This window comes from Flavobacterium sp. KH_001, assembly GCF_057840745.1.
Map to the genome: position 1 here is coordinate 1,463,738 of NZ_CM174520.1, position 20,370 is coordinate 1,484,107.

Below are 20,370 nucleotides of genomic sequence, written 5' to 3' on the forward strand. Positions count from 1 at the left end.
GACAGAAGCTTCAAATGTCTCTAAACGATTGGAGTAATAACCCAAAATTTCAAAGCTGGTACATTATGTTAAAAAACATTTTAAATTTAGAAGGAGCTCAAGAATTATCTAGAGAACAACAACAATCTATTAAAGGTGGTATTGCATGTTCTGAGGACTTTCCATGTAAAAAAGGAAGTCATTGTGTATATGGTGATGATAGCACCGAAGGACGATGCGTGCTTAACTAGTCTTATTGGTTAATTATATAATTTATACCAGTTTTTTTTAAATTCTGGTATAAATTAAAATAATAAGAATTTGAACTTTTAGTTTTTGGATTGCAAACAATTGTAGTATAAAACCTTATCAGAAATTTAGTCATGTTTTTTTTTGAATTTGTAGGCGCTCGGTCGTGGAACATTGAGCAAATATCCCAACATTGATGATTGGTGTCGGGATTCTCAGGAAATTGGTCGCTGTGTTAATTTTATTTGGTTAGGGTTAGCCAGTGCCATGTCCTAGAGAAAAAATTGTATCGCTATTTTTTTATTTTTTAGATACTTAACAGAGTGGATTTATTTCTTCTCTGTTTTTTTTTACTATAAAATCAAAAAATATAATGTTAAATTGCTCCTGAATAAATTAATTATAAATTGAAAAAATTTACCAATTACAAACAAGCCGATTTTAAAGATTGTGGACCAACCTGTTTGAAAATTATTGCCAAACATTACGGAAAAACAATCAACATTCAGGATTTACGAGATATTAGCGAAACAACTCGTGAGGGGAGTAATTTGCTTTTTTTAAGCGATGCTGCAGAGAAAATTGGGTTTAGGACTCTAGGGGTAAAATTAAATTTAGAGAGATTAGAAGAGGCGCCTTTGCCATGTATTTTGCATTGGAATAAAAACCATTATGTTGTTCTCTATAAAATCAGGAAAAATACTTTTTATATTTCAGATCCCGCTTTTGGACTGATTGAATACAATAAAGAGGATTTTATAAAATTCTGGATTGGAAATAATGCAGATAACGCTACTAAAGAAGGAATTGCATTGTTAATGGAAGCAGCACCAAAATTCTTTCAGTCTGACTTTGATAAGGAAGAAAATAAAGGATTAGGTTTTAAGTTGTTGTCACAATATGTATTGCGCTACAAATCTTTTCTGACTCAGTTAAGTATTGGTTTGGTTGCTAGTAGTTTATTGATGCTTATCTCACCATTTTTAACCCAAAGTATTGTTGACGTTGGTATACAGAATCAAAATCTTCGTTTTATTTATTTGATTCTTTTTGCACAGTTATTTGTTTTTGCGGGAAAAACAGGTTTAGAATTGATAAGAAGCTGGATATTACTTCATCTTTCTACCCGAATCAATATCTCGCTTATTTCAGATTTCTTTATTAAACTGATGAATCTCCCGATTTCATTTTTTGATGTCCGAATGACAAGTGATATCATGCAACGGATTAATGACCATCGTCGTATCGAGAGAATTCTGACTACATCATCTTTAAATGTTTTATTCTCAGCTATTAATATGGTTGTTTTGGGCGCTGTTCTGGCTTATTTTAACCTAAAGATATTCCTCGTATTTTTTACAGGAAGTTTATTGTATTTTGGATGGATTACTTTGTTTCTGAAAAGAAGGGAAATATTAGACTACAAACGTTTTGCAGAAGTGTCCCAAGAACAAAGCAAGGTAATGGAGCTTATAAATGGCATGCAGGAAATCAAGTTGCATAATGCCGAAAAACAAAAACGCTGGGGTTGGGAATATGTACAAGCCAGGCTTTTCAGGGTTTCGATAAAAGGATTAATTTTAGAACAAACCCAAACTATCGGTTCTTCTTTTATTAATGAATTAAAAAATATTTTCATCATATTTCTTTCGGCTAAATTGGTTATCGATGGTTCTATTACACTCGGAATGATGCTGGCCATTAGCTCTATCGTAGGAAGCTTAAACGGGCCAATAACACAGCTTATAGAATTTGTAAGGGAATTGCAGGATGCCAAAATATCGTTGGCAAGGTTATCTGAAATTCATGAAAAAGAAGATGAAATACAACAGGAAGTCCATCAGACAAATGAAGTTCCGGTTGATTGTGATATTACGTTGAAAGATGTTTCATATCGCTATTTAGGATCAGATATTCCTGTTTTGAATGATTTGAATTTGGTAATTCCGGCTAATAAAGTAACAGCGATTGTAGGCGTGAGCGGAAGTGGTAAAACGACCCTGATGAAATTGCTTCTAAAGTTTTACGATCCCGAAAAAGGAGAAATAAATATTGGAAATGCCCAGCTAAAAAATATTTCACAAAAAGCCTGGCGATCGAATATTGGCGCCGTAATGCAGGAAGGTTTTATTTTTAGTGATACGATCGCCAATAATATTGCTTTTGGAGTTGATAAAATTGATAAAGAACGTTTAGTATATGCAGCTGATGTGGCTAATATAAAAGAATACATCAGTGGGCTGCCATTGGGATACAATACAAAAATTGGAGCAGAAGGAGTGGGAATGAGTACCGGACAAAAACAACGTTTACTCATTGCAAGAGCGGTTTATAAAAATCCGGAAATATTATTTTTTGACGAAGCAACATCAGCTTTGGATGCTAATAATGAAAAAGCAATTATGCAAAAACTGGATGTATTTTTCAAAAACAAAACAGTGATCGTAATTGCGCACAGATTGAGTACCGTAATAAATGCAGATCAGATTGTGGTTTTAGATAAAGGAAAAATTATCGAAATTGGAAACCATTCAGCATTGGTAGAACAAAAAGGAAATTATTTTGAGTTGGTTAAAAATCAATTGCAGTTAGGAAATTAATTATGGCAGAAGATACATTCGAATTAAGAAGTGAAGAGGTTCAGGACATCCTGACCAAAGTGCCACATTGGATGATCCGATGGGGAACGGTCCTGATATTTGCCATTATTTTTATGCTCTTTTTTGTTTCGTGGTTTATAAAATATCCGGACGTTGTAAACACGGAGATTGTTATCACAACCAATATTCCACCAGAAAAAATTGTGTCAAAATCATCGGGCAGAATTGAAGCCATTTTGGTGAAAAACAGAGCTATAGTTTCAAAGGGTACTACACTGGCCATTATTGAAAACACTGCAAATTATAAAGACGTTTTTTTATTAAAAAGCATAGTTGAAAATTATAATATCAACGATCCAAAAAAAGCATTTCCGTTTGCTGTTTTAAAAAATAGTCAATTAGGGGAAATTGAAAGTGCTTTTGCTGTTTTCCAAAAAGATTATGAGGCAGACAAACTAAATGAAAATTTACAGCCTTTTGAAGTCGAAAACAGAGCGCAGATTTCTGAAAAAGTTCAGATTAAGGAAAGACTGGATATTCTGCAACAGCAAAAAGTACTTAATGAAAGTGAATTGCAGCTTCAGAAAAATGAAATTGCCCGTTTTGAAACGCTGTTTAATAAAGGAATTATTTCCGCTCAGGAAATGGAAGCTAAAAAACTAGGCTACCTGCAGGCACAAAAGAATTATAAGAGCTTATTAACGTCGATTTCTCAATTAAGGTCCTCTTTGATAGATAACACAAAACTGAGCCGGAATTCGCAGATAAGTGGCACTAAAGAGGAAGTTAATCTGGGTCGAAACATGGCACAATCATTTTATCAGCTTAAAAAAGTAATAAAAGATTGGGAACTGGCTTATACACTAAAATCATCAATTAGCGGTGTAGTTACTTTTTTGCAGGTCTGGAATGAAAGTCAAACTATAAATGTTGGCGATAATGTCTTTTCTATTATTCCTGATGCAAAGAATGGTTTCATAGGAAAGGTAAAAGCTCCGGCACTAAATTCAGGCAAAATAAAAGTAGGTCAAAAAGTGAATATCAGATTGGCCAATTTTCCAGATAGGGAATTCGGAGTCCTAAGAGGCAAAATTCAGAATATATCTCTGGTTCCGGATAAAGATGGAAATCTGCTTTTAGATGTTGCGCTTCCAGACGGATTACAGACTTCTTACAATAAGCAAATTGTATTTCAGCAGGAAATGAAAGGAAGTGCTGAAATTGTTACTGAAGATTTACGATTAATTGAAAGAATTTTATATCAATTTAAGAGTATATTTGAACAAGTTTAAAATTAACCCAAACCTAAATAATTAACCTAACCATTTTTTTCTAATGAAGAAAACATTACTTCTTGTCCTTGTTTTATTATTTCAAAATGCATTTTCAAAACCAATTACCGAAACTCAAAAACTCGCTGCTACCTGCAAAGTTTGGGGCTTTCTAAAGTATTATCATCCAAATGTGGCGGATGGAAGTAAAAATTGGGACGAACAATTGTTTCAAATTTTGCCAAAAGTAGAAGAAGCACAAACTGCCGAAGCTTTTTCGTTAGTGATCGAAAATTGGATAACATCTTTAGGCGAAGTAAAAGCATATAAAATTTCGACACCTACTTCAAAAAAGGAATATTTTGATAAAAACTTTGATTTGTCATGGTTTTCAAAAAATGATTTATTCTCTAAATCACTTTCAAAAAAATTAAAATTTATTGAAGAAAACAGAATTCAGGTAAAGCAATATTATGTTGATTTCGAATTGAATACTGGGAAAGTGCCGTTGCAGTTTAATAATGAAATTAAGTACACAGATTTTAAATGGACAAATAAAAATTTGCGTCTTTTGGCATTGTTCAGATATTGGAATTATATAGAATACTTTTTCCCTTACAAATATCAAATGGATGAAAACTGGGATAAAGTATTAAATACGATGCTTCCTAGATTTTATGCTCCTGAATCTGAGAAAGATTTTGTTTTGGCAATGCGTGAAATTTCTATAAAATTAAATGATACGCATGCATCAACCCAGATGTCTCAATTGTTTGATTATTTTGGAGATAAATTTATCCCTGCGGATGTCAAAATTATTGATGAAAAGGCAGTAATCATTAGTTTAAAAAATGATTCATTGGCAAAAGTAAGTGATTTAAAAATAGGTGATGTAATTACGAAAGTTGAAGGAAAAACTATTGCTGAACTTTTAAAAGAAAATAGAAAATATGTTGAAGGATCAAATGAACCGTCTGTCCTAAAGAATGCCTATTGGACAATCTTTAATGGAAAAACACCTGCTGTTGAAGTAGAGTTTCTCCGTGATGGGAAAACGACGATTAAATCCATAAATCGTTATAAATATCAAGACTTAAAAATTCAGTTTCCAGATAGAGAAAAATGGAAAATTTTAGAGGATAATGTTGGCTATGTTAATTATGATGCATTAGAAGAAAGTGATGTCCCTGCTTTGATCTCTGCACTTAATAATACAAATGCTATTATTTTTGATAATCGTGAACGTCCGAATGATGTTATGTTTGCTATTTCGGACTGGCTAAATTCTGAACCTAAGGAGTTTGTTAAATTCTTAGATCCAGATGTAAGTTATCCAGGACGTTATTTGTGGAGAAATGAAATTCTAAAGTGTGGTAAAAACAATCCAGAATATTACAAAGGAAAAGTAATTGTTTTGGTAAATGAAAAAGCTGTGAGCCACGCAGAATTTAATGCGATGAGTTTGCAAACTGCTCCAAAAGTTAAAGTGATAGGAAGTCAGACAGGAGGTGCAGATGGAGCAAATTATGGATTTCCGATCATTAAAGGATTTTATACTTCGTTTACTTGTTATGGCGTTTTTTATCCCAATAAAAAAGAAACCCAACGCATTGGAATTGTTCCCGATATCGAAGTGAAGCCTACCATTTTAGGTATTCAGCAAGGAAAAGATGAGGTTTTGGACCGAGCAATTCTTTTTGCTAAAAACGGAAAGTAATAATCGCCATTATAAAAATAGCATGAAAATAATAATCGTTTTCGTCTTTTGCCTTATAGGTTCTTTTGCCTATTCGCAAAGATTAGACTGCAGTAAATTTAAAAATGGAAAATTTGCAGCTTCTGCTTTTCCTAATGAATATAGTATTCGAAAAGATGCTGTTGAAGATTGTTATATGGATGGGAAATTACAAACAGTTTGGAGTGTAAAATGGTTTAGCGATTGTAAATTGGAAAAAGTTTGTATTAAAAATTTCGGCTCAGAATATATTAAAGTTGGAGACAGAAGTGTTTCTGAAATAACTTATACAGATGAAGACTGTGTGACTTTGTCAATCACTTATTTTAATGAAGAAAACCCTAACGGAATGGAATTTACTAGAGGATTGTGTTTTCAAAAGGAGTAAAACAAATAGTTATAATTGTATTCAAAAAATATGTGGAAAAGTAAAAAATGGATTGCTTTAATTGTTCTGTTAGCACAGACTATTTTGTATGCTCAAAATCGTGAAAACGATTATGATTCTTTTAAAATTACGGGTAATATAAAAGATTCAAAATCAAATACCGTAGTCGCTCATGCTGATTTATATCTTCTTAATTGCAATAAAAGCGTAGTTGCAAATGAAGATGGGAGTTTTCAGTTTAGCGTTCCAAAAATTAGTTTTAATGATAAATTAATTATTTCTGCCCTGGGATATTACTCTGATACGATTTTGGTTTCTGAACTTGAAAAACTGAAAAATAAAACCCTGTCAATTGAGTTGAAAAAGGAAAATAATGCTGAGGTTTCGTTGGATGATAAGATAGTTGTTTCATCCAAAAATAAGTCAAAAGCATTATCTGCAAATGCTATTTTAACGAAAGCAAGAGAAAACCTGAGTGCGAATTATTATCAAAAGCCGTTTAATCAGAGATTCTTTTTTAGAGCACAAACAGCCAGAGATGGGCTTTTTGTGGTAAATGAGGAAGCATCTTTAAGTACCTTCAGTGCAAATGGAATTAAGGTTTCTGACGATCCTGTCAAGAATTATTTTGGCGAAATAGAACAATTCCGAAAGAATGAAAATTCGCAAGATACTGATAACTGGAAAGGAGTAGGGTACTTTGGGGTTGTAGTTTTTAGGAATATATTGTTGAGTAACCAAAATGTCCTTTACGAAACGAATGCTTTTGAACTAAAGAAAGAAGGGACAACAATCTACAATGGCAAGAGAGTTTATGTAATACGTTTTACAAATTTAGACCCTGATGTTTTTTCAACCGGTTTTGGAAATCCTGAGGCTAATACAGCAAATGGATTTATTTATATAGAAACGGAATCTTTTGCGGTTGTAAAGTTTGAGCAGTATGTTATTTTAAAGGATGAAAGGTCGAACGATAATGACGACATTACAATACAATCTTCATTGAAAATTACGCAAACGTATAAGGATGTCAATGGTAAATATTTTATTAATTATTGTAATGAAAAAGTTGAAAGTAGTTATTTTTCAATAAAAGATAAAAAGCAGTTATATGTTATAAATTCTGTTTACGATCTAATGTCTGAGGATATCAAAACGGAAGAACTGGTCGCTATAAAACGTCCAATTGATCGTTTAAAGTTAGGTGTAAAATTAAAAGAAGATCCGGAATATTGGAAAAACAGTAATCTAATGCCGGAGAATAAAAAGATGGAATTTTAGTTTACATCTTCAGATAAAACTCCTTTGTCAATTCAATATATTCAGGAGTATAAACGTGTCTGTCAATTTCGATAATTAATTCATCGATTTCAATTTCAGGATTTTCATTTCGGCTAAAAGCCAATAAACTACGCTTGATTTCAGATTTTGGAGTTCCTTTTACACGCGTAATTTTGACTGGATATAATTCGGATTCTTTTGCCAAAGCGATAAATTTTTCTTCTTCTTTGAAAGGAATAATTAGAGCGAATATTCCATGTTCTGAAAGTAATAAATCGGCTGCTTCTACCAGTTCTTCAAAAGGCATTGCATCCTGAAAGCGGGCTAAATCACGCTGTTCACTTTCTGTTTTGTAATCTTCAGCATAAAAAGGCGGATTCGAAACAATCAAATCGTATTCGTCTTCAGGCTCTTCAATAAATTCATCTAAGCCGGCATGAAAACAAAATAAACGATCCCCCCAAGGCGAATTTTCGAAATTATCTACTGCTTGTTCGTATGCATTCTCGTCAATTTCAAGAGCATCAATTTGTTCCGCATGAGTTCGCTGGGCAAGCATCAAGGCGATAATTCCTGTTCCTGCACCAACATCTAATATGCTAAAAGGATTGTGGTTTATAGGAGCCCAGGCACCAAGTAAAACACCATCAGTTCCGACTTTCATAGCACAGCGATCTTGATTAATTGAAAACTGTTTGAATTGGAACATATCTGTTATAATTGTAGATTAAAGATTTTTGATTCAGAAGAAAACTGAATACTTAAAACTGTAAATTGATCACTTTTTTAAAGATACATTTCAACAAGCCCTTCTGGCAAGTTCATAATAACTTTTTTATTCTCGCGGTCAATTTTTACAAGAAAATGATCGATCATCGGAATTAACATTTCGACTTCTCCATTTAAAACTTCAAAAAGAGGTTGTGCTGTAGTATCGTTTACAGCAACGATTTTTCCAAAAACACCTAAACGCTGGTCTTCGATTTCAAAACCAATAACTTCGTGGAAATAAAATTTGTTGCCGGAAAGTTTTGGCAACATACTTAAAGGAAGGTAAATAGCATTGCCCATAATAGCATCTGCATCTTCTTCGGTATTCATATCTTCAAAACGAATTCTAAGAAAATCATTTTTGTGTAAAGAACTTTTTTCAATAAAAAAAGGAACCAAGTGTTTGTTGCATTCAACAAACACTGATTCCAGATTTTCGTATAACTCAGGTTCGTCCGTGTCTAAATAAGCCAGAACTTCACCTTTGAAACTAAATTTTTTAGCGATTTTACCTAAATAAAAACATTCTTCTTTACGCATTCTCGCTAGCTAAAATTATGCTTCAGTTGTTTCGTTATTTTCTTCAGCAGCAGGAGCTTCTTCAGTAGCAGCTTCTGCTTCTACTTCAGCCACTTCTTCTTCAACTGCAGGAGTTGCAGCAGCGATAGCATCAGCTTCAGCCTGAGCTGCAGCAGCTAAACGTTTAGCATTAACTTCTTGTTCTGCTTTAAAAGCTTTAGCTTTAGCATCAGCTTGCGCTTTTGTTAAACCGTCTTTTTTAGCATCAACTTTACCAGCTTTAGCTTCTAACCAAGCAGCTAATTTAGCATCAGCTTGCTCTTGAGTTAAAGCACCTTTACGAATACCTCCATCAAGGTGGTGTTTCAATAAAGCACCTTTGTAAGAAAGAATTGCTCTAGCAGTATCAGTTGGTTGTGCACCATTGTGTAACCATTTTACAGCGCTGTCAAGGTTTAATTCAACAGTTGCAGGGTTAGTGTTTGGATTGTAAGTACCGATTTTCTCTAAGTATTTACCATCTCTTTTTGAGCGTGCATCTGCAGCTACAACCCAGTAAAAAGGTTTTCCTTTTTTACCGTGTCTTTGTAATCTAATTTTTACTGACATAATCTTATGATTAAATTTTGAGGTACTCGACCTCTGTTAATTAAGGGCGCAAAGATATAATTTTTTTGTGAATTATGCGTTCCAAACAGTATTAAATATATTTAAGGTGAATTTTTATCATTTTTAGACGGTTTTAAGATCCAATTTTTAAATATTTATTTCAAATAAGGTACTTTTGCAGCAAATTCATTCTATATGAAAAAAATCTTTTATTTTTTATCAGTTCTTTTTATCCTCTCATCTTGTACCGAGGACATAAAATTCAATAATCCAGCCTTTCAGGGCTTAAAAGACAACGTTTTTTGGAGATCTAATGGATATATAGCAAATTCAGGAACAAATGGAAGTATGGTTATTGAAGGAACTTTAGGTTATGAAAAAGTGATTTTACAAATACCATCTCCTGCAGTGCAAACATACGTTCTTGGAATAGACGATGTTGCAATGGCATCTTATTCAAATACTTTTCCAGGACAATTAGAGGAATTTAGTACAGGTGTAAATAAAGGTAATGGTCAGATTGTAGTTACAGAATTTAATAGTGAAACAAATACAATTTCAGGAACATTTAAATTTACCGCTCTTAATAAGGATGAAACCGATGCTGAGAACCCTAAAGTTATTTTTACAGAAGGTGTTTTTTATAAAGTTCCTGTTTCGCCGACAACTAACTTCCTTGCAAATTAGTTTTTTAATTTGTGACAGATTGGTTTTATTGGTTTTTGTTTTTTTAAATCAAAATAAAAACATAAATAAACTAATATATAGTAGATTACGGAAAAATAAGACTACATTTGCTACATTATTATAAATAAGTACATATGAACATTTTTGTTGGAAGCCTTCCATTCAGTATTGAGGAAGCAGATTTAAGAGAGTCTTTCGAGGCTTACGGAGCAGTAGATTCAGTTAAAATCATTACTGATAAATTTACAGGAAGAAGCAAAGGTTTTGGTTTTGTTGAGATGCCAAACGATGCTGAAGCTCAAAAAGCAATTGATGAATTGAACGGAGCTACTGTTCAAGGTCGTGCAATTGTGGTTAATAAATCTGAACCGAAACCTGAAGGTGAAAGAAGAAGCTTCAATAATAACAGCCGTGGTGGAGATTCACGCGGAGGTTATGGTGGAGGAAACAACCGTGGTGGAAATGACCGTGGTGGTAGAGGAGGATATTAATATTTTTTTCTAAATATATAAAAGGGATCAACGAAAGTTGATCCCTTTTTTTTTTGTGGTAATTTTGTTCTGTAGAGACGCACAGCAGTTGCGTCTAACACAAGCTGAAGACGCGCTGCTTTTTTATTATTTAGATCCTAACTCGTCTATGCCCTTTGATTGTTCTTTTGTATAAGTTCCACGGACCATCTCCAAATAAGTTTCTAAAGTGATTGCTTTTGGTGATGTTAATTTATCTATTTCGGGAATTTTATCCAGAGATAAATTTATATTTTTTACAAAAAATGTTGATTTGTCAGTTTGTAATTCCAGAATTAAGCCAGGCAACCCTCCGTAACCAACTGGTCCAAATGAAATTGGAATTTCTGGTGAAAACCAGGCGGTAAAAAAGACATTTTCCTTTGCTCTGCCATCCTCATCAATCAGGTATGGAATGGTAGCTTTAAAACAAGTATAACCATCAATTTTTTTGTTTTCGTTTAGTATAGTCCAATCTTGTTTTTCATCATTTTTTATAATGACTTTTCCTGTACGTTGACTGTCTTTATAATCGCGATTTTCATTGGTAATTTTATTCTGATAATATTTTATTTTTCCACGGCCAATACTAGCTGCCAGGGAAAAAGTAATACCATCATCGTCAATTAAAATTGGATTTGCATAAAAGTAGGCTTCTTCAGTAGTAAAATTCAAAGTGTATTCAACCTTGTCGGCTTCTGTATTAAGTTTGGTAATCCATTCATTTACGTTTCTATATACAGGAGAATCTTTTGATAAAGTATTTTCTTTGTTGGTTATTTTTCCGTACTGAACTGAACCGTATTTTAATTGCCCAGTGCAGAGTGTTGTAATAAAAATTGTGAATAGTAAAATGTGTTTTTTCATAAATAAATTAATAAAATCCGTGAGTTTTTTACCAGGCGTCTTGTTTCTTTTTTTGGTTTTTTTTCTTTAACATTATTTGCTGTTTAAACGATGCTAAAGCCAATAAGGGTGACGATACTAAAAGCTATTTTTTTTACAGAAAAAGTTTTAAAATCAGGGATAACTAAATTGTAAACCAAAGATATAATTTATTTAGCTTACATTATATTCCTACAAGAATAAAACATATTCGTTCTTAATTATTAAGAATAAAAGCGTCTTTTATATTGATAGGATTTAAAATTAAAAAACTCCTTGAGGGGAAAATATTACCCAACCTGCGCTGGCTCATGAGTTGAAATAAAAAAGGGATCAACGTAAGTTGATCCCTTTTTTATTGTTTAAAATTGTTTCAGGTTTCAAGTTTCACGTTCCAAAAATAACTTGAAACTTGAAACCTGAAACAAAAGTTAACTATAAGTCTCAGGTTTCACGTTTCAACAAATCTGAAACCTGAAACCTGAAACAAAAATTAACTATAAGTTTGCTACAAGCCAGTCTCCAACTTCGCTGGTTTTGTAAGCTTTTGATCCTTTTGCCGCTAAATCTTCAGTAACAATTCCTTGTTCTAATGATTTATTTACGACTGCTCTAATGGCTTCAGCTTCGTCTTTTAATCCAAAAGCATCTTCGAACATCATTGCTGCAGATAAAATAGTCGCTAATGGGTTAGCAATATTCAGTCCTGTAGCCTGAGGATAAGATCCGTGGATTGGTTCGTATAATGAAGTGTGTTCTCCAACAGAAGCAGAAGGCATTAATCCCATAGAACCTGAAATTACAGAAGCTTCATCTGTCAAAATATCTCCGAATAAGTTTTCAGTAATTAAAACGTCGTAAGAGTTTGGCCATTGAACCAAACGCATTGCAACAGCATCAACGAATTCGTAAGAAACAGTAACTTCAGGATAATCTTTTTCCATTGCCTGAACCGTTTCTCTCCATAAACGTGAAGTTTCCAAAACGTTTGCTTTATCAACACAACATAGTTTTTTGCTTCTTGTCATCGCCAATTCGAAACCTTTTTTTGCTAAACGTTGTACTTCAGCTCTTGTGTAAACACAGTTGTCAAAAGCAGTTTCTCCGTTGTCTTTTCTTCCTTTTTCTCCAAAGTAGATTCCACCGGTTAATTCTCTTAAGAAAACCAAATCAGTTCCTTCAATTCTTTCTCTTTTTAAAGGAGAATTATCAATTAAAGAAGGAAAAGTAAATGTTGGACGTACGTTAGCGAACAATCCTAATTTTTTACGCATCAATAATAATCCCTGCTCGGGACGAACTGGTGCGCTTGGATCGTTATCGTATTTTGGGTGACCAATTGCCCCAAACAAAACAGCATCAGCTTTCATGCAAACCTCGTGTGTTTCATCAGGATAAGGAACTCCAACGGCATCAATTGCACAAGCTCCGGTTAAAGCTGGTGTCCATGTTATTTCGTGATTGAATTTTTTTGCAATAGCATCAGATACTTTTACAGCTTCATTAATTACTTCTGGTCCGATTCCGTCTCCGGCTAAAAGGGCTATGTTAAATTTCATTTTTTTTATTTTAAGGTTCTAAGGTTCTGAGTTGCTAAGGTTCTAAGTTTTTTTCTTAGCTTGTCAGGATCTTTATTTATAATTTTTTTTAAGGTTCTAAGTTTTTTATTAGTGAATTGTTACTTGTATTTAGTTCTAGGCTCTAAGTGTGTAAGCTAAGTCTCTAAGTTTTTTACCTCAGAACCTTAGTCTCTTAGCATCTTAGTCCCTTAAATTAAGCAATCACATTCAGCATCTTTTGTGTCGCAATAATCGCTGCAACCGTTTGATCTGAATCTAATCCTCTTGTTTTAAATTCTTTTTCGTTGTTTACCCAGGTAATGATTGTTTCGCATAAAGCATCAGAACTACTCCCTGGTGGAATTCTCACTGCGTAATCAATCAATTTTGGGAGGGTTAGTTTTTTGCTTTTGTAAATTTTGCCAAGCGCATTCATAAAAGCATCAAATTGACCATCTCCCTGAGCGTGTTCTTCAATTACTTCGCCGTCAATTTTCAGGCATAAAGTCGTTGACGGACGCATTCCTTTTGAATGTACTAATATATAAGATTCGATTGTAATTTTCTCTTCGTACGTATGACTGTCCAGAACATCAGAAATAATGTATGGCAAATCTTCTTTGGTAACGGTTTCTTTTTTATCGCCTAATTCGATGATTCTTTGGGTAACTAATTTCAGATCTTCCTGATTTAATTTCAAACCTAATTCCTGAAGATTTTTTTCGATATTGGCTTTTCCCGAAGTTTTTCCTAAAGCATATTTTCGTTTTCTTCCGAAACGTTCCGGAAGCAAATCATTAAAATATAAATTGTTTTTATTGTCCCCGTCAGCGTGAATTCCGGCAGTTTGCGTAAAAACGTTATCGCCCACAATTGGTTTATTGGCAGGAATTCTATAGCCGGTAAAAGTTTCTACCAGTTTGCTCACAGAATATAAAGAGGTTTCTTTGATATTGATGCTAACTTCTGGTAAATAATCATTTATAACAGCAACAGTACTTTCGAGCGGTGCATTTCCTGCTCGTTCTCCCATTCCGTTTACGGTTACGTGAAGTCCGTTTATGCCGGCTTTTACAGCTTCCATAACATTGGCGATGCTTAAATCGTAGTCGTTGTGTGCGTGAAAATCAAAATGAATTTGAGGATATCGAACTCTTATTTTTGAAAGAAATTCGAAAGTTAGGGACGGAATTAAAACGCCTAAAGTGTCCGGAAGTAATATTCTTTTAACGGGCTGAGTGGATAAGAAATCCAGAAATTGAAAAACATAATCAGGAGAATTTCGCATTCCGTTGCTCCAGTCTTCTAAATAAACATTGGTTTCAATATTATTTTCTTTCGCTAAAGCGATGATTTGTGCAATTTCTGAAAAGTGTTGTTCCGGAGTTTTTTTTAATTGATGCGTTAAGTGATTCATTGAACCTTTGGTTAATAAATTTTGCACTTTGGCACCCGCTTTTTTCATCCATTCAATCGAAACTCCACCATCTACAAACGAAAGTACTTCGATTCTGTTTATATATCCTCGTTCTTCAGCCCAGGTAGTGATGCCTTTTACAGCTTGAAATTCTCCTTCGCTTACGCGGGCAGATGCGATTTCGATTCTGTCAATATTTAATTCCTCCAACAACAATTGTGCAATGGTTAATTTTTCTGCAGCAGAAAATGATACTCCTGAGGTTTGTTCACCATCACGAAGTGTCGTATCCATTATTTCAATTTTTCTTTTTTCCATATTGATTGTCTATATTTCTTTAAAAGTGAAATTATAGTTGTTTTTATAGTTTTCCTCTCACTTCATTTAACTTCATCGTCATTGAAAGTGCTGAGGTTTCTATCCAATTATTATATTCCTCGATTGCCTTCAGTCTTAATTCTTCTTCCAGATAGCCCTCTTCGACCATTTGTTTAGAACCTGCAACTTTAGACCAAATTCCTATTTTCGATTTAAAACCAGCATCTCCCTCATTGTAAACTTCATCTGAATTTATTTTTTCAATAGAATGAAAACCTACTTCTTGTAATAATTGAGGCAGATCTTCGGCAATTTTATTATTCATTCCGGCATCGGCTCTCCATTTTAAAAAAGTGCTATAAAACTCCTGCATGCTTTCCGGAGGCAGCGGATTCCAGATTAAATTGCTGTGATCATAATCCAGAATTGATATTTGACCGTTTGGCTTCAATAATGATTTCATTTTTATCAAAGCTTCTTTCGGATTGCTTAACCATTGTAATGTCCTGGCGGAAACAATTAAGTCGAATTTTATACCTGTGTTGTAATCAAATAAATCAACAGCAATTAATTCTAAATTAGTAACTGATTGATAATATTCCTGACCACTTTTGATGAAACTTTCTGTATTGTCGATCCCGATAACTTTTCCATTAGAACCAATGCTATTTGCAATATCCTTTGAAATCGAACCTGTTCCGCAGCCGATATCCAATACGGTTATTCCAGGTTGTAAAATCTGAGTCAGATTTCGGTAATCTTTGGCTAAATTTCTATCGTTGAATATTTTCGTTGCATTTTCGTCTCTTTCAATATGTTTATTGCCTTTCATTTACAAATAGGATTATTTTTAAAACTTATTTCTTGTTGGACTGATTTCTGAAGCATTCTGTCGATTTAATTTAGAAAGACCCGACAAGTTTCAAAAACCTGTCGGGTCTAATAGATCGAGCGAGATTTTATTAATACGGAAGTTTATCGGCGAAAGCCACAATATCTTCTTTAATATTTTGTAAATAATCAATGTCGTCAAAACCATTGATCATGTTGTTCTTTTTGTAACCGTTAATCGCAAAAGACTCTGATTGACCAGTTGCCAATAAAGTAATCGTTTGATTTGGCAAGTTGATTTCCAATTCTGTTTTAGGATCAGCTTCGATTGCTTTGAAGATAGTATCAGCAAATTCTGGGCTAACCTGAACTGGTAAAACACCAATATTCAAACAGTTTCCTTTGAAGATATCTGCGAAGAAACTTGAAACTACGGCTCTAAAACCGTAATCGTAAACTGCCCACGCAGCGTGTTCTCTTGAAGATCCAGAACCGAAGTTTTTTCCTCCAACCAGGATTTTTCCACTGTAAGTTGAATCGTTTAAAACGAAATCAGCCTTTGGAGTATCATCTCCGTTATATCTCCAGTCTCTAAAAAGATTGTCTCCAAAACCTTCACGTTTTGTAGCCTTTAAGAAACGAGCCGGAATAATTTGATCTGTATCTACGTTCTCAATTGGTAGTGGCACAGCACTACTAGTAAGTATATTAAATTTATCGTATGCCATTTTTTTTTTTGCTTTAGGCTGTAGGCTGTAAGCTTTAGGCTTTTCCTACAGAGTGTATTATGTATTGTGTTTTTTGCTTAAAGCCTATAGCTTATAGCGTAAAGCTTCTTAAAAAAGCTCTCTTGGATCTGTCAATTTTCCTGTAACAGCAGCAGCGGCAGCCATAATTGGACTCGCTAATAATGTTCTTGAACCAGGACCCTGACGACCTTCAAAGTTTCTGTTTGATGTACTCACTGCATATTTTCCAGCTGGAACTTTATCATCGTTCATTGCTAAACACGCTGAACATCCAGGCTGACGCAATACAAAACCAGCTTCTGTCAAAATATCTAAAATACCTTCTTCCTTAATTTGAGCTTCAACAACGTGAGAACCCGGAACTAACCAAGCGGTAACATTATCTGCTTTTTTTCTTCCTTTTACAATTTCAGCGAAAGCTCTAAAATCTTCAATACGTCCGTTTGTACAACTTCCTAAGAAAACATAGTCAATCGGTTTTCCAATCATCACATCATCTTCGTGGAAGCCCATGTAGGCAAGTGATTTTTTATACGTTTCCTCTCCACCTTCCACTTGGTTGGCGTTTGGAATATGTTTTGAGATACCAATTCCCATTCCAGGGTTAGTTCCATAAGTAATCATTGGTTCAATGTCTGAAGCGTTGATGTTTAATTCAGCATCAAAAATAGCATCGGCATCTGTTTTAAGTGTTTTCCAGTATTCAACCGCTTTAGTCCATGCTTCTCCTTTTGGAGCGTATAATCTTCCTTCAAGGAAATCAAAAGTTTTTTGGTCAGGAGCGATCATTCCACCACGGGCACCCATTTCGATACTTAGGTTACAAACTGTCATACGACCTTCCATGCTCATATTTTCGAAAACATCTCCGGCGTATTCAACAAAATAACCTGTACCTCCAGAAGTAGTTAATTGAGCAATAATATAAAGTGCAACGTCTTTTGGACCAACACCTTTGCTCAATTGACCGTTTACGTTGATACGCATTTTCTTTGGTTTTGGCTGCATGATACATTGCGTAGAAAGCACCATCTCCACCTCAGAAGTTCCGATACCAAAAGCAATCGCTCCAAAAGCACCGTGGGTAGAAGTGTGTGAATCTCCACAAACAATAGTAGCACCTGGCAAAGTAATTCCGTTTTCAGGACCAACTACGTGTACAATTCCGTTTTTAATGTGACCTAATCCCCAGTGCGAAATTCCGTATTCGGCAGCATTATCTTCAAGCGCTTTAAGCTGATTTGCAGATAGTGCATCTTCAACTGGTAAATGTTGGTTTATGGTTGGTGTATTGTGATCTGCAGTTGCAAAAGTACGTTCCGGGTAAAGAACCTTAACGCCTCTGGCTTTTAATCCTAAAAAAGCAACAGGACTCGTAACTTCATGAATGAAATGACGGTCAATAAAAAACACATCTGGTCCATCTTCAATTTTACGCACTACATGTGAATCCCATACTTTGTCAAATAATGTCTTACTCATTTTTTATTTTTTTTAATTGTAATTTCTATAATCACAGCAATTCCTGATAATAGCAAAACAAAAGTAAAAAAAGATACAAAGTGGTCAATTTCAATATTTCATTATATACGATACCCAAACTAAAATACAAATTGCTATTCGTATTTATACGTTTAATTTTAGTCGGAAAATGAAGGATAAATCGCTTTTGTTTTTCTTTTTTATATTAATTTTGACTGAATTGCTTTTAATTTTAATAGTTTGCAAATTTATCTCAAAATCACTATAAAATACAGGTTTTAATTAAAAAAAATGTAACAAAATGAGTAAAAATAGTAATAATTGTTAGTTTTGAATTCTCTTTTAGGATTTAAGAAGTTGGCAATTAATATGATTTTAAAGCCTAAAAAATCAATTTAGAATGGATATCGGTAAGTTCGATTTTAATTCAAATACTACGACATCCAAGAAGTGTATTTTTATGAAATTTTATGAATTTTAAGAGGAAAAAGTAGTGATAATGCCGAGAATTTATTTTAAACTAATTCAATGAATTTTTGAATTCTAAAGGCGTCAGATTTGTTTTCTTTTTGAATAATTTACTGAAGGATTGTGGATATTCAAAACCCAATTGATAGGCGATTTCTGCGACCGAAAGATTGGTAGAAATCAGAAAGTCCTTAGATTTTTCAATTAGTTTTGAATGAATGTGCTGTTGCGCATTTTGTCCGGTTAAACTCCGAAGCATATCGCTCAAATAGTGACTAGAAACGTTAATTTGTGAAGCAAGAAAATCAACTGTAGGCAATCCTTTTTTTAAGGTTTCGGCATTGTTGAGATAGTTATCAAGAGTATTTTCAACTTTAAGCAATAGATCATTACTGATTGTTTTTCGTGTAATGAATTGGCGTTTGTAAAAACGATTGCTGTAATTCAATAAAACATCAAGATAAGAAACAATTACATCCTGACTCATTTCGTCTATAGCGGTATGAAGCTCATTATCAATGCTGTTTAATAATCCTATGATGGTTGTTTTTTCTGTGTCAGAAAGGTGTAGTGCTTCATTGGTATCATAGGAGAAGAAACCATATTTTTTGATGTTTTTTCCCAAAGGATAATTTCTAATAAAGTCGGGATGGAAAAACAAAGTAAACCCATGATATTCGGCTCCTTCTTCATTATCTGTAAAAATCAATTGATTGGGATATGTGAACATTAATCCGCCTTCATTAAAATCATAATAGCCTTGACCATAACCTATTTTTCCGTTGGTCGAATATTTATAAGATATTTTATAAAAATCGAGCAAAAAAGCATTATTAGTCAGGTCAGCATTGATAATCAATTTGGTATTATCAACCAGACTAATCATAGGATGAAGCGGTTTAGGTAACCGAAATAAACTATGAAATTGTGATATAGAAGAAAGTCTCGACGGATTGTTGTGTTTCTTTTCCATGATATAAAGGTATAAAAAATCAAAAACCAATACCGTGCAGCCTATCAAAATCTGTACGGTATCAGTTAGGAATTAATGAATTATGCTCCCAAAAATTGTTTCCCAAAGGCAGCGCGAAAAACTTCGTCTCCTTGTTTCAATCTTTGTTGATAAAGTGCTTTAGCATCTTCTCCGGCTACATATCTCAACTTGGTTTTTCCATCTGTAGCTGCTTCGTAAACTACACCGGCAATTTGTTCTGCAGTCGATGCCATTTCAAACATTGCATCTACATTTTCAAACATTTTGTTTGTCATCGCTTCATATTCAGGTAGGCCTCCTGTATCAAGTGAACCATGAAGGAATTCTGTTTTGATACCGCCCGGAGAAACCGTTTTAATGTTCACACCAAACGGATTTAATTCGTAAGCCATACTTTCGCTCCAACCTTCAAGTCCCCATTTGGTTGCATGATATACAGATCCCAAAGGAAAAGAAATTAAGCCTCCAATAGAAGTTGTGGAGATGAATAGTCCGCTTTTTCTTTCTCTGAAATACGGAATGAAAGCATTGGTAACACGTATTACGCCCAATAAATTAGTATTAAGTTGTTTTGTAATTTGATCATCGTTAAAACTTTCCAAAGGACCAATTAAGCCATATCCTGCGTTATTAAAAACGACATCAATATCGCCTAATTCTAGTGCTTTTTGAACCGTGCTTTGTATTTGGTCGTAATTGGTGACATCCAAGGGTAATAGGGTTACATTTTGTAAACCAGAAAGTTCAGTTTCCTTTTCAGGATTTCTCATTGTTGCGATTACGTTCCATCCATTTCCATGGAATAATTTTGCTGTTGCTTTTCCTAATCCTGAAGAAGCGCCTGTGATAAAAATTGTTTTCATAATAAATAATTTGTTTTAATTTGATGAAGCAAAGTTCAGGATAGAGAGGAGTTTAAAAGTATCCATTTTGGTGCAATGAGTATCCAAAATGGATAATCGAATTTTTCAGTATCAAATAATTGAATTTTTATCATTTTTATTGGTTTTTAACAGTTTCTAATCATCATTTTGATTAATGCTTTTTGTTTAATTCTTTATTTCCTGAA

At 33.8% G+C, this 20,370-nt stretch carries 18 protein-coding genes; 7 read left to right on the forward strand and 11 right to left on the reverse strand.

What is annotated here, in order from left to right; all coding sequences use genetic code 11:
* Positions 1–635 precede the first annotated feature (635 nt).
* Genes AC3ITQ_RS06465 through AC3ITQ_RS06485 form a run of 5 tightly spaced genes read left to right on the forward strand, consistent with a single transcriptional unit; the run spans position 636 to position 7,503 of the window.
* Complete coding sequence (locus tag AC3ITQ_RS06465) at positions 636–2,828, forward strand: peptidase domain-containing ABC transporter (protein ID WP_489237430.1); 2,193 nt, start codon at positions 636–638, stop codon at positions 2,826–2,828.
* A 2-nt stretch (positions 2,829–2,830) separates the two neighbouring features.
* The gene (locus AC3ITQ_RS06470) at positions 2,831–4,120 is read left to right on the forward strand and encodes an HlyD family secretion protein (RefSeq protein WP_489237432.1); all 1,290 of its coding nucleotides are present in this window, start codon (positions 2,831–2,833) and stop codon (positions 4,118–4,120) included.
* A 43-nt stretch (positions 4,121–4,163) separates the two neighbouring features.
* Positions 4,164–5,816 carry a S41 family peptidase gene (locus AC3ITQ_RS06475; RefSeq protein WP_489237434.1) on the forward strand — a complete coding sequence of 551 codons (1,653 nt, stop codon included), beginning with the start codon at positions 4,164–4,166 and terminating at the stop codon, positions 5,814–5,816.
* Positions 5,817–5,838: 22 nt separating this feature from the next.
* Complete coding sequence (locus tag AC3ITQ_RS06480; RefSeq protein WP_489237436.1) at positions 5,839–6,222, forward strand: hypothetical protein; 384 nt, start codon at positions 5,839–5,841, stop codon at positions 6,220–6,222.
* Between the two features lie 30 nt (positions 6,223–6,252).
* Positions 6,253–7,503, forward strand: coding sequence for a carboxypeptidase-like regulatory domain-containing protein (locus tag AC3ITQ_RS06485; protein ID WP_489237438.1), 1,251 nt, complete (start codon positions 6,253–6,255; stop codon positions 7,501–7,503).
* A 1-nt stretch (position 7,504) separates the two neighbouring features.
* Here AC3ITQ_RS06485 and AC3ITQ_RS06490 read toward each other — a convergent pair whose 3' ends face one another.
* The 3 genes from AC3ITQ_RS06490 to AC3ITQ_RS06500 all read right to left on the reverse strand — a co-directional run bounded on the left by AC3ITQ_RS06490 (position 7,505) and on the right by AC3ITQ_RS06500 (position 9,402).
* Positions 7,505–8,212 (reverse strand): tRNA1(Val) (adenine(37)-N6)-methyltransferase, encoded by a 708-nt coding sequence (locus tag AC3ITQ_RS06490; RefSeq protein ID WP_489237440.1) that lies wholly within the window; start codon positions 8,210–8,212, stop codon positions 7,505–7,507.
* Between the two features lie 77 nt (positions 8,213–8,289).
* Complete coding sequence (rimM, locus tag AC3ITQ_RS06495; RefSeq protein ID WP_026982649.1) at positions 8,290–8,814, reverse strand: ribosome maturation factor RimM; 525 nt, start codon at positions 8,812–8,814, stop codon at positions 8,290–8,292.
* Positions 8,815–8,829: 15 nt separating this feature from the next.
* Positions 8,830–9,402 carry a 30S ribosomal protein S16 gene (locus AC3ITQ_RS06500; RefSeq protein ID WP_072970241.1) on the reverse strand — a complete coding sequence of 191 codons (573 nt, stop codon included), beginning with the start codon at positions 9,400–9,402 and terminating at the stop codon, positions 8,830–8,832.
* A 195-nt stretch (positions 9,403–9,597) separates the two neighbouring features.
* Between AC3ITQ_RS06500 and AC3ITQ_RS06505 the strand changes: the two genes are divergently transcribed.
* Both AC3ITQ_RS06505 and rbp read left to right on the forward strand, forming a co-directional pair.
* Positions 9,598–10,089: a DUF6252 domain-containing protein gene (locus tag AC3ITQ_RS06505; protein ID WP_489237442.1), complete on the forward strand. Its 492-nt coding sequence runs from the start codon at positions 9,598–9,600 to the stop codon at positions 10,087–10,089.
* A 134-nt stretch (positions 10,090–10,223) separates the two neighbouring features.
* Positions 10,224–10,580, forward strand: a complete 357-nt coding sequence (gene rbp / locus AC3ITQ_RS06510; protein WP_072970243.1) for an RNA-binding regulator — start codon at positions 10,224–10,226, stop codon at positions 10,578–10,580.
* 126 nt (positions 10,581–10,706) lie between these two features.
* Here the strand turns inward: rbp and AC3ITQ_RS06515 are convergent, their stop codons facing one another.
* The 8 genes from AC3ITQ_RS06515 to AC3ITQ_RS06550 all read right to left on the reverse strand — a co-directional run bounded on the left by AC3ITQ_RS06515 (position 10,707) and on the right by AC3ITQ_RS06550 (position 20,164).
* Complete coding sequence (locus AC3ITQ_RS06515) at positions 10,707–11,465, reverse strand: GLPGLI family protein (protein WP_489237444.1); 759 nt, start codon at positions 11,463–11,465, stop codon at positions 10,707–10,709.
* A 515-nt stretch (positions 11,466–11,980) separates the two neighbouring features.
* Positions 11,981–13,042 carry a 3-isopropylmalate dehydrogenase gene (gene leuB / locus AC3ITQ_RS06520; protein WP_489237446.1) on the reverse strand — a complete coding sequence of 354 codons (1,062 nt, stop codon included), beginning with the start codon at positions 13,040–13,042 and terminating at the stop codon, positions 11,981–11,983.
* Positions 13,043–13,256: 214 nt separating this feature from the next.
* The gene (locus AC3ITQ_RS06525; protein ID WP_489237448.1) at positions 13,257–14,777 is read right to left on the reverse strand and encodes an alpha-isopropylmalate synthase regulatory domain-containing protein; all 1,521 of its coding nucleotides are present in this window, start codon (positions 14,775–14,777) and stop codon (positions 13,257–13,259) included.
* Positions 14,778–14,820: 43 nt separating this feature from the next.
* The gene (locus AC3ITQ_RS06530) at positions 14,821–15,609 is read right to left on the reverse strand and encodes a methyltransferase domain-containing protein (protein ID WP_489237450.1); all 789 of its coding nucleotides are present in this window, start codon (positions 15,607–15,609) and stop codon (positions 14,821–14,823) included.
* Between the two features lie 130 nt (positions 15,610–15,739).
* On the reverse strand, positions 15,740–16,336 hold the full coding sequence (gene leuD / locus AC3ITQ_RS06535) for a 3-isopropylmalate dehydratase small subunit (RefSeq protein ID WP_026982656.1): 597 nt from the start codon (positions 16,334–16,336) through the stop codon (positions 15,740–15,742).
* A 108-nt stretch (positions 16,337–16,444) separates the two neighbouring features.
* The gene (gene leuC / locus AC3ITQ_RS06540) at positions 16,445–17,839 is read right to left on the reverse strand and encodes a 3-isopropylmalate dehydratase large subunit (RefSeq protein WP_489237452.1); all 1,395 of its coding nucleotides are present in this window, start codon (positions 17,837–17,839) and stop codon (positions 16,445–16,447) included.
* 520 nt (positions 17,840–18,359) lie between these two features.
* Positions 18,360–19,280, reverse strand: coding sequence for a helix-turn-helix domain-containing protein (locus AC3ITQ_RS06545; RefSeq protein WP_489237454.1), 921 nt, complete (start codon positions 19,278–19,280; stop codon positions 18,360–18,362).
* 80 nt (positions 19,281–19,360) lie between these two features.
* Complete coding sequence (locus AC3ITQ_RS06550) at positions 19,361–20,164, reverse strand: SDR family oxidoreductase (protein WP_489237456.1); 804 nt, start codon at positions 20,162–20,164, stop codon at positions 19,361–19,363.
* Between the last annotated feature and the right edge of the window lie 206 nt (positions 20,165–20,370).

Coding starts and splice junctions, on each gene's coding strand:
- AC3ITQ_RS06480 (WP_489237436.1), top strand. CDS start 5,839: ATGAAAATAATAATCGTTTTCGTCTTTTGCCTTATAGGTTCTTTTGCC.
- AC3ITQ_RS06500 (WP_072970241.1), bottom strand. CDS start 9,402: ATGTCAGTAAAAATTAGATTACAAAGACACGGTAAAAAAGGAAAACCT.
- AC3ITQ_RS06470 (WP_489237432.1), top strand. CDS start 2,831: ATGGCAGAAGATACATTCGAATTAAGAAGTGAAGAGGTTCAGGACATC.
- rbp (WP_072970243.1), top strand. CDS start 10,224: ATGAACATTTTTGTTGGAAGCCTTCCATTCAGTATTGAGGAAGCAGAT.
- AC3ITQ_RS06485 (WP_489237438.1), top strand. CDS start 6,253: ATGTGGAAAAGTAAAAAATGGATTGCTTTAATTGTTCTGTTAGCACAG.
- AC3ITQ_RS06475 (WP_489237434.1), top strand. CDS start 4,164: ATGAAGAAAACATTACTTCTTGTCCTTGTTTTATTATTTCAAAATGCA.
- rimM (WP_026982649.1), bottom strand. CDS start 8,814: ATGCGTAAAGAAGAATGTTTTTATTTAGGTAAAATCGCTAAAAAATTT.
- AC3ITQ_RS06505 (WP_489237442.1), top strand. CDS start 9,598: ATGAAAAAAATCTTTTATTTTTTATCAGTTCTTTTTATCCTCTCATCT.
- AC3ITQ_RS06525 (WP_489237448.1), bottom strand. CDS start 14,777: ATGGAAAAAAGAAAAATTGAAATAATGGATACGACACTTCGTGATGGT.
- AC3ITQ_RS06490 (WP_489237440.1), bottom strand. CDS start 8,212: ATGTTCCAATTCAAACAGTTTTCAATTAATCAAGATCGCTGTGCTATG.
- leuC (WP_489237452.1), bottom strand. CDS start 17,839: ATGAGTAAGACATTATTTGACAAAGTATGGGATTCACATGTAGTGCGT.
- AC3ITQ_RS06550 (WP_489237456.1), bottom strand. CDS start 20,164: ATGAAAACAATTTTTATCACAGGCGCTTCTTCAGGATTAGGAAAAGCA.
- AC3ITQ_RS06530 (WP_489237450.1), bottom strand. CDS start 15,609: ATGAAAGGCAATAAACATATTGAAAGAGACGAAAATGCAACGAAAATA.
- leuD (WP_026982656.1), bottom strand. CDS start 16,336: ATGGCATACGATAAATTTAATATACTTACTAGTAGTGCTGTGCCACTA.
- AC3ITQ_RS06515 (WP_489237444.1), bottom strand. CDS start 11,465: ATGAAAAAACACATTTTACTATTCACAATTTTTATTACAACACTCTGC.
- leuB (WP_489237446.1), bottom strand. CDS start 13,042: ATGAAATTTAACATAGCCCTTTTAGCCGGAGACGGAATCGGACCAGAA.
- AC3ITQ_RS06545 (WP_489237454.1), bottom strand. CDS start 19,280: ATGGAAAAGAAACACAACAATCCGTCGAGACTTTCTTCTATATCACAA.